The organism is Amycolatopsis echigonensis (genome assembly GCF_002846615.1).
Classification (GTDB): domain Bacteria; phylum Actinomycetota; class Actinomycetes; order Mycobacteriales; family Pseudonocardiaceae; genus Amycolatopsis; species Amycolatopsis echigonensis.
The window spans coordinates 2490526-2502548 of the sequence record NZ_PJMY01000003.1 but is presented as its reverse complement, the minus strand read 5'-3'; the positions used below and the strand labels follow the sequence as shown (position 1 = coordinate 2502548).

Genomic DNA, 12023 nt, shown 5'->3' with positions numbered 1-12023 from the left:
TGTTGATCACCGTGACCGTGGCCGGAGGCGTGGATGCTCACTCTGGAGGAAGACGTGGAGGCGCAGGCGCTGCGTGCTCAAGGCTGGTCGGTCTCGGCGATCGCGCGACATCTCGGGCGTGACCGCAAGACCATCCGCCGCTACCTGTCCGGCGAGGTGGTGCCGGGCAAGCGCCGGTCGGCGCGGCCGGACCCGTTCGAGCCGTTCGTGGCCTACTGCCGCGCCCGACTGGCCGACGACCCGCACCTGTGGGCGGCGACGCTGCTGGACGAGGTCACCGAGCTCGGCTACGAGGGCGGCTACTCGACGTTCACCAGGGCGCTGCGCCGCTATCAGCTGCGCCCGCACTGCGAGCCTTGCCAGGTTTCCCGCGGCCGAGACGTCGCGATCATCACCCACCCGCCGGGCGAGGAAACCCAGTGGGACTGGCTCGAACTGCCGGACCCACCCGCGAGCTGGGGCGCCGGGAAGCAGGCACATCTGCTGGTCGGGGCGCTGGCGCACTCGAGCAAGTGGCGCGGCATCCTGGCCGATGCCGAGGACTTCCCACACCTGGTCGAGGCCCTCGACGCGGTGGTCCGGCGCCTGGGCGGGGTGACCCAGGTCTGGCGCTTCGACCGGATGGCCACGGTCTGCCACCCCGCCTCCGGCCGAATCACGGCTGCGTTCGCGCAGGTCGCGAAGCACTACGGGGTCCGATCGGTGACGTGTCCGCCGCGGCGCGGGAACCGCAAGGGCGTGGTCGAGAAGGCCAACCACTCGGCCGCGCAGCGCTGGTGGCGCACCCTTGGCGACGACGTCACGATCGCCGAGGCCCAGGCCAGGCTGGACCGGCTCGCGGCCAAGCTTGACAGCCGCCGCCGGGTCCTCGACGGCGAGCGCACCACCGTCGCCGGCCTGGCCGCTGCCGAGCGGCTGCATGCCCCGCCGTTGGTCGCGTTCCCGGCCGAGTTCGACCTGCCCCGGACCGTCACACCGCAGGCGCTGGTCGCCTTCCGCGGCAACTCCTACTCCGTCCCACCCGGGCTGGGCGGCGCGCAGGTTCAGGTCCGCCACCGGCTCGGCGCAGACATGCTGCGGATCGTCACCGAGGGCGGCGCGACGGTCGCGGTCCACCACCGCGCCCCAGACGGGGCCGGGCGGGTCGTGCGCGATGACGGGCACGTGATCGCGCTCGAACACGCCGCGATGGGCGCGTTCAGCACCGATCGGCTCTGCACCCACAAGACGCGCCGGCCGCCGTCGGCGGCGGCGTCGGCCGAAGCAGCACGACTGCGCGGCCTGCCCGCGACGGGGCCCGCGGCTCACGTCGTGATCGACCTGGCCACCTACGCCGCCACCGCGGCGAAGCTGGCCAGCGCACCCACCCATGAGACCTCCTATCTGAAGCTCGACAACGCCGCCGAAGCCCTGCCCCGAATCCTCGACCAAGCTCGCGCGGAGAACCTGTCGATGACCGCGGCGCTGGAGCGGCTGCTGGAGATCGAGGTCAACGCCACCGAAGAACGCCGCCTGGCCGGCCGGTTGCGGTTCGCCTGCCTCCCGGATCCCTGGACCCTGGCGGACTTCGACTTCGCCGCCCAGCCTGGGGTCGACGAGAAACTCATCCGCGACCTGGCGACGTTGCGGTTCCTCGACGACGCCTCAAACGTGTTGTTCGTCGGGCCGCCCGGGGTCGGCAAGACGATGCTCGCCACCGCGCTCGCGCGCGGGACGGCCGAAGCCGGCAACCGGGTCTACTTCACCACCGCGGCCGACCTCGCCGCTCGCTGTCACAAGGCCGCGGTCGAAGGGCGCTGGCAGACCTGCATGCGGTTCTTCGCCGGACCGAAACTGCTCGTGATCGACGAGCTCGGCTATCTCCCGTTGCCCGGAGACGGGGCCTCGGCGTTGTTTCAGGTGATCAACCAGCGTTACCTCAAGTCGTCCACGATCTTGACGACGAACGTCGGCATTGCTGACTGGGCAACGGCTTTCGGGGACGCGACCGTCGCGGCGGTTATCTGACTGCTCGGGTTGAGTGTCCACGATGTACACGATTGGGTTGGCGTGCCTCCCTTGCGTCCGTTGTGGACGGATTACCTTGCTCCGTCTATGACGGGATCAGCGTTGAGGGTGCAGCGGGTCGTGATGCCTTCGGGCACGGAGTCGGCGACTGTTGTGGCCGACGGCCTGGTGCTGGATCCGGTGGATCGGTTCCTGGCGCATCTGACCGCGATCGACCGCTCCCCGAACACCGTGCGCGCCTATGCCCATGATCTGCGGGACTATTTCGAGTTCCTGCACTGCCGTGGCCTGCACTGGGATCGGGTCGCGCTGGAGGATCTGGGCCGGTTCGTGACGTGGCTGAGGTTGCCGGTCGGGGCCCGCGATGGACGGGTGGCGATGCTGCCCTGGGTGGAGGCGAATCTCGCTGCCGCGACGGTGAATCGCAAGCTGTCGGCTTTGGCGTCGTTCTATGAGTTTCATCAGCGGCACGGTGTCGAGCTCGGTGAGTTGCTGACGCGGTGGCGGCCGGGCCGCCGCGGCGGGTCGTGGCAGCCGTTCCTGGCGCACCTGGGCGCACGGCCGGAGCGGCACCGCGCGATCTCGCTGCGAGCAGAGCGGCGGCCGCCACGGGAGCTGAGCCAGGCGGAGATGACGGCGCTGATCGGTTCTTGCGACCGGTTGCGGGACAAGTTCCTGCTGAACCTGTTGAAGGGCACGGGATTGCGGATCGGTGAGGCGCTGGGGTTGCGGCACGAAGATCTCGACGCCCGCCGTCGGCTGGTCGCGGTTCGGCCCCGGAGGAACGTGAACCGAGCGCGGGCAAAGACGTGGTCACGGGAAGTTCCCGCCGATGCTGACCTGTTCCGCCTCTACAGCGATTACCTGCACGAGGAATACGGGACGCTGGACTGTGACTACGTGTTCGTCAATCTCTGGGGCTCGCCGGTCGGCGCGCCGATGAGCTACGCCACCGTCGACCGACTGGTGCGCCGCCTGCGAGCCCGCACCGGGATCGCGTTCTCGCCGCATCTGTTCCGCCACAGCTACGCCACCGGGTTGCTGCGCCGCGGGGTCGCCGCCGAGATCGTCCAGCACTTGCTCGGGCACGCCAGCATCAGCACCACCGTCGACACCTACTCCCATCTGGGTGTCGAGGACGCTCGTCGCGCCCTGGCCGCGGCCGGGTTCCTCGACGCGCCAGCGACAACGGAGCCGACCGCATGAGGCAGCTGCACCCGATCCCGCACGGCGACAACGACTCCGGCACCGATCTGGCGGCCCGGCTGCGGCCGCAGTTCGCGCAACCGGTGATCCTGGTCGACCCCGACGACCCGGTGATCGGAGGGCCGCAGTGCCTGGTCCCGGTCTGCGACCGGCTCGCGGTGATCTTCGGCAAGTGCTCGGCCCACCATCAGCGCTGGATCGAGGCCGGCCGCCCCGACGACGTCGAGACCTGGGCGAAGTCGGCGCCCGCGAACCGGCGCTGGCTGCACCAGCCCCGGAAATGCGCGATCACGACCTGCCACCGCAGCCGCCGCGAGCACGGTCTCTGCCACTCCCACGCCAGTCGGTGGCAGAAACAGGGCCGCGCCGGGCTGACACAGTGGATCGCCGACGGCGGTGGCGGTCCGCCGCTGCCGGCCGGGGACGGCTGCCGGTTCCCCGACTGCTGCCTGGAGGCCGAGGGCGAGGCTGGATTATGTGACCATCACCGGAATCGGTGGATCCGCGCCGACCGGCCGCCGATCGAGTCCTGGCTCCTCGGTTGCGCGACGTTCGGGCAGGACCGGTTCGACCTGCGCGCCCTGCCGCTGAAGATGCGGCTGGAGATCGCCTACGCGATCCAATGCCGGGTCGACGAACGCCGCACGATCACCCGGCCGCACTCGATCCGGCGGCTGCTGCGAGCCCTGCCCGGCGGCGGCGTCCCCTCGCTGCTGGACCGCAGCCCCGATTCCTGGATGGCCTATCTCGGGTTCTCCAGCGAGCGCGGCTACATCGAGCGACGGTTCCTGCTGGACGCGATCGGCTATCTGCGTGATCTCGTCGACGGCGTTGGCTGGGACGCGGAGTTCCCGCGCGATGTGTGGCTGCTGCGCCGGCTCGGGTTCCCCGGCCGCGACACCCGGTTCCGGTTCACCGGGATCGAACCGATCTGGTTGCGGCAGTTGACGAAACGGTGGGCCCGCTGGCGATTATCCACCGGGATCGCCGTCGCGACCGTCGGCGCCGACATCCGCGCGATCACCCTGTTCGCGCAGTCGTTCCCGGCCCTGCAGCGCGGACCCGAAGCACTGACCCGGGAGCTGGTCGAGGTCCATCTGGCGCACCTGATCGAACGGTTTCCGAATCCGAAGAGCCGGACCGGTCAGCTCAGCAGCCTCGCCGGTCTGCTGCGCGCGGCCCGCCAACACGGCTGGGAATCCCGGCTGTCTGCTCAGGTTGACCTGTTTCCCGAGGACTACCCGCGCCTGGTCAAGGGGCCACCACGGGCGTTGTCGGAAGCGGTGATGGCCCAGCTTGAACACCCCTGCGTCCTCGCCCGCTTCGCCGACTCCCGCGGCCGGTTGTTGGCGCGGATCCTGATGAGCACTGGGCTGCGCGTCGGTGACGGCGCCCGGCTGCGGCTGGACTGCGTCGTCCGCGACGGCCAGGGCGCGCCTTACCTGCGCTACACCAACCACAAGATGCGCCGGGACGCGTTCGTCCCGATCGACACCGACCTGGCCGAGGCGATCGCCGTCCAGCAGCAGGCGGTGCTCGACGAGTTCGATGACCCGGCGGTCCTGCTGCCGCGGCCCACCCGCAACCCTGACGGCAAGGTGGCGTTCAGCACTGCAACCTTCCGGGGAGAACTGCGAGAGTGGTTGCGCGTCAGCGATGTCCGGGACGAACTCGGCCGCGCCGTCCATGTCGCGCCGCATCAATGGCGCCACACGTTTGGCACTCGCCTGATCAACAACGAGGTCCCGCAGGAGACCGTCCGTCGTTTGCTCGACCACGACTCGCACGCCATGACTTCGCACTATGCGCGGCTGTCGGACACGACCATCCGGGAGCAGTGGGAACGCGCTCGCAAAGTCAACATCGCCGGTGAGGCCTTGGCCACCGACACCGGTCCGCTGGCCGACGCTGTCTGGATGAAGAACAACCTCTCCAGGGCGAAGATGGCGCTGCCCAACGGCTACTGCTCCTTGCCGCTGCAGCAGAAGTGCGAGTTCGCCAATGCCTGTTTGACCTGCCCAGTTTTCGTCACGACGCCGGAGTTCCTGCCCCAGCATCGTCACCAGCTCGAGCAGACCCAAGACTTGATCGCCCAGGCCGACCGCAACGGACACCAGCGCCTTGCCGAGATGAATCGCACCGTCGAGAAGAACCTCCTGGCCATTATCGACGGCCTGACCACATCGGATGGCTGCTGCGGCGGCGGAAAGTCCTGCGCCTGCAACGGAAAAAGCGGCTCGAATGCTTGCTGACAACCCCAGACACCTCGCCGAACACGCCCGTCAGCGCCACGATCAGACCCTGCACCGCGCCCAACAGGCGCTCGCCGAGCTGGCCGACGCCGGAGAACAGGTGACCGTTGCGCAACTTGCCAACCGGGCCGGCGTCTCGCGGTCATGGATCTACACCCAACCCGCATTGCGCGACCGGATCCGGCAGCTACAGCAGCATCGCGCCAGCGCTGGCTTCGTCCGCGACACCGCCACCCGGGCCACCGACGACTCACTGCGTCAACGTCTGGCCCTGGCGCACGAGCGAATCAACCAGCTCCGCACCGAGAACCAGCAACTCCGTGACGCCCTTGCCCACGCCCACGGCCAACTCCGCGCAGCCCGCCTCAGCACCGGTGATCGATAGTCAAAGACACCTGTCCACGACGCGAAACGCCAGGTCAAAGGCGGTATTTGAAGATCGAAGTCGAGATAACCGCGGCGATGCTGGACCGGTTACTCCACCGCGCGACCGTCGTCGGCATCGACGGCCCCTCCTATCGGCTCCGCTCGCATCAGTCCACATCGGACAAGCTGCGCAAGGCGGTGAACGCACATGTCTCCTGACCCGAGCGACCCGAACTACAACGCGACCCGCAAGACCTGCCCGATCTGCTGGGAAGCGTTCGTCACGACCGGCCGGCAAGCCAAGACCCGGCTCTACTGCTCGCGCCAGTGCAAACGCACCGCGGCCGCCCGCCGGGAGGTCGAGCGCACCACTCCTGCCTCCAGCACCGCCAGGCCCTTCGGGACACCGCCTCCGGCGGCGACCCCGCCGGCGCCTGCGGCGCCGCTGCCGCACATTGCGGCCCAGCGGGACTGCCCGCACTGCGGCGCCCCGGTCACCATCGTCGCGCTGCTCACCACGCCCGAAGCGGCCCGGCCGCAGATGCCCGTCGCGGCACCCGACGGAGTGATCCCGCTCCGCCGCTGACACCGGTTACGCTGCACTTCTCAGCTGGCCCATTTCGGAGAGCATGGCTGGCCCATCTCGGAGAGCGCCATCACCGTGGTGGTCCCGCCTGTGGACCAACCTATGGGCAAGCCAGTCGGGTGTCACCGCCGTCGACACCGAAGCACGAGCGGATGACCGTACCGGTGACGACGTATTGGTCGATGCCCGCGGCAAACCGCATCCAGTGGGCCGCGCTCGCCGCGCACCACGCCGAGACAACGCGCCGCGATGGTCGACCTAGTACTACAGTCGCGATGTGTGATTTGTGGCGGCGTGTCGTGACTGTGGACGCGTTCGGGACGTGGTGAACTTGGCGGCGTGGTAGAGCTTGTGGAGAAGGCGATGGCCGGGGCGCCTGTGGTTGATGATCGTGTCGCACGGTGGCGGGCCGGGTTCGACGACATGTTCTCGTTGGTAGCCGGTCGTTTCGCGCAGGCGGACTCGCGTCGTCGGGCTCGGATGTATCTGCTGGGCCTGCTCTCGGGTGCGGAGCGGAAGAACTCGTGGACCTTGGCCGAGCAGGCCGGTGATCTGACCCCGAATGGCATGCAGCGGTTGCTGGGCTACTACCGGTGGGACGCCGATGCGGTGCGGGATGATCTGCGGGCCTATGTGCTGGACAATCTGGGTGATCCCAGTGGTGTCGTGGTGGCCGATGAGACGGGCTTTCTGAAGAAGGGCGGCTAAGAGCGTGTCTTACGTGGTGATCAGCTGCTGATGCGTCATGATCTTGGTCGTGGTTGATCGTTTGTCATTGCGGCTCGTGCCGGACGAGCTGTGGGAGTTGGTGGAGCCGTTGATCCCCGCGTTCGCGGCGCGTCCCCAGGGCGGGGGAACCGCGCCGCTGGAGCCGCGGCAGGTGTTCACCGCGATCGTGTACGTGTTGACCAGTGGGTGCGCGTGGCGGGATCTGCCGCCGTCGTTCGGCGTGCCGTTCCAGACCGCGCACCGGCGCTTCACTCAGTGAGCCTTTTTCATCCTGACCTGGATGTGTTGGCGGGCAAGGCTTGTCGCTGATCACAGGTAGACGATCATCGGCGTGTCGAGGTCCTGGCATGGCGAAGCCCCTGGTAGCAGGACTTTCGACCAAGATCGTTCCGCAGGACCAGGGGCTTCACATGCTGTTCTACCGTGCCGCGCTGCCGTTGTCACATCAGACCCTCACCTTCGTGTCCGGCCTCATCCGCACCCACCGCAAGCAGCTCGGTTCGGTGTGGCGCAAGCTCAACTCAGGCCAGCAGGCCCTGGCGGTACTGGTGTACCTGCGCAAAGGCGAACCGTTCGCCGAGGTCGGCGCCGGGTTCGACATCTCCACCACAACCTGCTGGCGCTACGTCAACGAGACCGTGGAACTACTGGCCGCGCGAGCCCCGAAACTACGCGCGGCGCTGCGCAAGGCGAAACGCGACGGCCTGGCCTACGTGATCATCGACGGCACCCTGATCCCGATCGACCGGGTCTCCGCCAACCGCCCCTTCTACTCCGGCTGTGATGATCTTTGTGTGCTGCCTCGGGCCACGGCTTGACCCGTACTCTGGTTGGCCTTGCTGCCTTGTGTTTGATCTGTCGGCCGTGGTCGGGGGTGGTGCTTGCTGCCGCCGGTGCGGTGGGGCGTGTCCCGATAGGGGCCTTGCCGTCACGGCACCATCACAGTCCTGACCGCCCACACCGGCCCGGCGCTGGCCATCCATTCCCGAGCCGATCAGGAGTCAGCCAATCATGACCAGCACGCCGCAATCGGACACACAGGGAGGTGGTACCGCTGCCGATAACGTGGTGGTGCTGGGCGTCGACACGCACAAGGACGTGCATGTCGCAACGGTGATCACGATGCTGGGTGTGTTCTTGGCCAGCCAGGCATTCCCCACAACCGCTGCCGGATACGAGCAGATGCTCGCGTGGGCACGCACGTTCGGGACAGTCCAGCAAGCCGGGGTGGAGTGCACCGGCTCCTACGGCGTGGCGCTGACCCGATTTCTGCGGGCCCAACACGTTTCGGTCATCGAGGTCAACCAGCCAGACAAGGCCACTCGACGCAAACGCGGCAAGACCGACGCCGGTGACGCCGAGTCCGCTGCGCGAGCTGTGTTGTCCGGTCGGGCCACCGCTATCGCGAAGACCGGCGACGGGCCGGTGGAGATGATGCGGATGTTCAAGCTGGCCAAGACATCCGCGCTCAAGGCGCGCACTCAGGCGATCAACCAGCTCAAGGCCGTGCTGGTGACCACCGACCCGGCACTGCGCGAGTCGCTGGCCGGGCTGAGTCGCTGGATGCTCATCCGCCGATGCGCTGAGCTCGACACCACCGACCCGCAGGACGCCGTCGCCGCGGCGATCTACAACACTGCGCCTGCTGGGCCGGCGCATCCTGCGCCTGGGCGAGGAGATCCGCGACCTCGAACAACAGATCACTACGGCGATCAACGCGTGCGCCCCCGCCCTGCTGCACCGCCGCGGCATCGGCCACGACAGCGCCGCAGCCCTCCTCCTCGCTGCGGGAGACAACCCCGACCGACTCGACACCGAAGCATCCTTTGCGGCCCTGTGCGGCACCAGCCCGATCGAGGCGTCATCCGGCAAGACCCAACGACGCCGACTCAACCGAGGCGGCGACAGGCAGGCCAACGCCGCGCTCTACCGCATCGTGCTCACCCGCCTGCGATGCGATCCATCCACCCAAGAATACCTGCAACGACGCCTGACTGAGGGCAAAACCCGCCGCGAGGTGATCCGCTGCCTCAAACGCTACGTCGCCCGCGAGGTCCACCCTCTCCTACGACAAGTCTGGACCCCTCCAGAACACCACGCCCACACCGCTTGACAAGACATAGGGGCATCAAGCACAAGAAGCACGGCATGAACCTGCAGGTCATCGCCTCGCCGGACGGCACCATCCTGTGGGTCTCGGGTGACCTGCCCGGCAGCACCCATGACACCGCCGCTGCCCGGATCTGGCAGATTCTCGCCGCCCTGCGCGACGCCGGGCTCATCGCGCTGGGCGACAAGGGCTACCACGGCTACGACGAGACCAGACAACACGTGATCACCCCGTACAAGGGCAAGAACAAGCCCGAGTCCCAAAAGGACGTCAACCGGGCTCACGCACGGCTGCGCGGCCCCGGCGAACGCGCCAACGCCCAACTCAAAACCTGGCACATCCTGCGCAAACTCCGCAGCTGCCCCCGACGCGCCGGCCAACTCGCCAAAGCCATCCACGTCCTACAGAACTACGAGACCACCGCAGGATGAAAAAGGCTCAGTGATTCGATCGCGTTCGTCGAGCAGATCATGCGCCGGATTTCGATGTCGTAGTCGAGAAAGGGCACGAACTCTTCCCATGCGTTGCGCCACAGTCGAATCACGGCACCATATTTGTTCCCCCATTTCTCTTCCAGGGCATTCAATGCGGCGAGTGCGGCGTCGGGATTGGGTGCCGTGTAGATGGGCTTGACATCCCGCTTGACTGCGTCCCAGTTCTGCCGCGCGACAAGGCGGAAGGTGTTGCGAATCAGATGGACGATGCATGTCTGGACGATGGTGTACGGCCACACGTTCACGACGGTCTCCGGGAGGCCTTTGAGGCCGTCGCAGACGAGGAAGAACACGTCGCGGACACCGCGGTTCTTCAGGTCGATCAGAACGCTCATCCAGAACTTCGCGCCTTCGCCGCCGACGCCCATCCAGAGGCCCAGGACGTCCTTGCGGCCGTCCACGGTCACGCCGATGGCCGCGTAGACCGGGCGGTTGGCGACTTGCCCGTCGCGGACCTTGACGTGGATCGCGTCGATGAACACCGCCGCGTAGGCCGCGTCGAGCGGCCGGTTGGCCCAGTCCTGCATTTCGGCGATCACTTTGTCGGTGATCCGCGATATCGTCTCCTTGCTCACCGAAGCACCGTAAATCTCATTGAAATGCGCCGAGAGTCGAGTCGGCCTGGGGCGCAGTTCCGGCGTTGCCGTCGGTCTGTTTCCCCAGGCCGCTCGCCGAACCCGCCGTGCGCCTTTCAACGCAACGGGCTCTCCACGGTTTCTGTCGTTAGGCGCGGTTCGCGCAGGGCCAAGGGCTGGGAATACTGCGCCGACGGTACCGGGTGACCGGTGTCGCCGCGATGTTGCGCAGTTCAATCCCGTCCACCGCGATCGGCCGCCACCCCGTCGGGGTTCGCAGCCAGCGGTGGACGTCCTTCCATCTCCAACGCCGTTTGGTCTTCACCCATCGGACGATTCGCCACCAGATAAAGTAAGCGATCCGGTCGAAGGTGTGCTTGGCCACGGCGTGCCGGAAATATTCAGCCCAGCCGCGTGTGATCCGATTGATCCGGATCAACACGGCCCGTAGGTCCTGCTGTGATGTCCTGCGCGTCAGGGCACGAATTCTCGCTTTCAACGACCGGAGTGGCCGATCGCCAATGAAAGTGTAGAGCCGCCACTGATCGCGGGTCCCTTTCTTGATTCTCCACCGGATGCGGAAACCCAGGAAATCGAACCCATCGGCGATGTGCACGATCCGAGTCTTGGCCGGCGATAAACGCAGACCCATCGGAGCGAGCACCTGCGCGACTTCCTCGCGCAACGTCACCACGTGGTCCCTGGTGCCGAACACCATGACGACGAAATCGTCCGCATACCGGACGAGTCGCCAGGTCGGCAGACCCAGGCGCCGATGGCGGTGACGCCGGTTTTCTGTCGACATCCAACCTCCTGGCCGCCAGTCGCGGTGCAGGTACTCATCCAGCACCGACAACGCGATATTGGCCAATAACGGCGAGAGGATGCCCCCTTGCGGCGTCCCGGTCGGTGTGTCCCGTTCCTCGCCGAGCTCGGTCAGGATCCCAGCCTTGAGGAACGATTTTACCAACGTGAGCACACGCTTGTCCGTCACCCGCGCCCGCACGCGGTCCATCAGGGCCGCATGGTCGATGGTGTCGAAACAAGCTTCGATGTCGGCGTCCAAAACCCATTCGTAGCCGCGGCTCCCGAATAGATGGATGTCGGCGATCGCGTCGTGTGCCCGCCGCTTGGGCCGGAACCCGAACGAGACCGGATGAAAATCAGCCTCGAATATAGGTTCCAGAACCAGCTTCAAGGCAGCCTGAACCACACGATCCGCGACAGTAGGAATGCCCAACCTGCGGACTTTCCCCGACCCACCAGGTTTGGGAATCAACCGTTCCCGAACCGGCTGCGGCCGAAACGAACCGTCTTTGACCGCTCTGCGAATGCCACCCAGAAACTCCAGGGCACCGATTTCCCGCTCAATCCGGGCGACGGTGACGCCGTCCGAACCAGCGGTTCGTGCCCCGGTATTCGTCGCGACCCGCTCCCACGCAACACGCAGGGTCGCCGGGTCGTGCACGAGGTTGAACAAGTCATCGAACCGTCGGCCAGGATCGGCCGACGCCCAACGATGAAGCTTGGCCTGCATTTCCGATACCCGACGGAACGACCCAGCTTCGGGTTGTTCCGGAGCGCCGCTATTCAGCGGCGCGTCTTTCGGCATTGCAGCATCCCTTCTTCTCGGAACCGCTGCCGTCCTTCCCCAATGAGGTTTTCTCAGTAGGGCTGGGTGGGGTGTGTCGCCGAGGG

Annotated in this window: 8 protein-coding genes and 5 pseudogenes; 11 read left to right on the top strand and 2 right to left on the bottom strand. The window is 67.0% G+C overall.

Annotation, left to right across the window (positions count from 1 at the left end; translation table 11 throughout):
* The first annotated feature begins 33 nt into the window (after window positions 1–33).
* The 11 genes and pseudogenes from istB (at window position 34) to ATK30_RS16545 (ending at window position 9687) form a co-directional block, all read left to right on the top strand.
* Window positions 34–2007: an IS21-like element helper ATPase IstB gene (gene istB / locus ATK30_RS16600; protein ID WP_244194629.1), complete on the top strand. Its 1974-nt coding sequence runs from the start codon at window positions 34–36 to the stop codon at window positions 2005–2007.
* A 123-nt stretch (window positions 2008–2130) separates the two neighbouring features.
* Window positions 2131–3213, top strand: coding sequence for a site-specific integrase (locus ATK30_RS16590; RefSeq protein WP_208637253.1), 1083 nt, complete (start codon window positions 2131–2133; stop codon window positions 3211–3213).
* On the top strand, window positions 3210–5465 hold the full coding sequence (locus ATK30_RS16585; protein WP_208637254.1) for a tyrosine-type recombinase/integrase: 2256 nt from the start codon (window positions 3210–3212) through the stop codon (window positions 5463–5465). The genes ATK30_RS16590 and ATK30_RS16585 overlap by 4 nt, the downstream gene beginning before the upstream one ends.
* Window positions 5455–5850, top strand: a complete 396-nt coding sequence (locus ATK30_RS16580; protein WP_101434335.1) for a DUF6262 family protein — start codon at window positions 5455–5457, stop codon at window positions 5848–5850. The genes ATK30_RS16585 and ATK30_RS16580 overlap by 11 nt, the downstream gene beginning before the upstream one ends.
* A gap of 47 nt (window positions 5851–5897) precedes the next feature.
* On the top strand, window positions 5898–6050 hold the full coding sequence (locus ATK30_RS16575; protein WP_208637255.1) for an ATP-binding protein: 153 nt from the start codon (window positions 5898–5900) through the stop codon (window positions 6048–6050).
* The gene (locus ATK30_RS16570) at window positions 6040–6417 is read left to right on the top strand and encodes a hypothetical protein (protein WP_101436348.1); all 378 of its coding nucleotides are present in this window, start codon (window positions 6040–6042) and stop codon (window positions 6415–6417) included. The genes ATK30_RS16575 and ATK30_RS16570 overlap by 11 nt, the downstream gene beginning before the upstream one ends.
* 423 nt (window positions 6418–6840) lie before the next feature.
* Window positions 6841–7119 (top strand): annotated as a pseudogene (locus ATK30_RS16565) (transposase); the annotation flags it as partial.
* Between the two features lie 55 nt (window positions 7120–7174).
* Window positions 7175–7396, top strand: a pseudogene (locus tag ATK30_RS16560) (transposase); the annotation flags it as partial.
* 160 nt (window positions 7397–7556) lie between these two features.
* Window positions 7557–7925 (top strand): annotated as a pseudogene (locus ATK30_RS16555) (transposase family protein); the annotation flags it as partial.
* A 232-nt stretch (window positions 7926–8157) separates the two neighbouring features.
* Window positions 8158–9259, top strand: a pseudogene (locus tag ATK30_RS47465) (IS110 family RNA-guided transposase).
* Complete coding sequence (locus tag ATK30_RS16545; RefSeq protein ID WP_341867389.1) at window positions 9223–9687, top strand: transposase family protein; 465 nt, start codon at window positions 9223–9225, stop codon at window positions 9685–9687. Before ATK30_RS47465 ends, ATK30_RS16545 begins: the two are co-directional and overlap by 37 nt.
* A 5-nt stretch (window positions 9688–9692) precedes the next feature.
* Here the strand turns inward: ATK30_RS16545 and ATK30_RS16540 are convergent.
* Both ATK30_RS16540 and ltrA read right to left on the bottom strand, forming a co-directional pair.
* Window positions 9693–10565: pseudogene (locus ATK30_RS16540) on the bottom strand (IS256 family transposase); the annotation flags it as partial.
* A complete protein-coding gene (gene ltrA / locus ATK30_RS16535; protein WP_101436346.1) occupies window positions 10474–11937 on the bottom strand; it encodes a group II intron reverse transcriptase/maturase in 1464 nt (487 codons plus the stop codon). The gene ltrA and the pseudogene ATK30_RS16540, both read right to left, overlap by 92 nt.
* Between the last annotated feature and the right edge of the window lie 86 nt (window positions 11938–12023).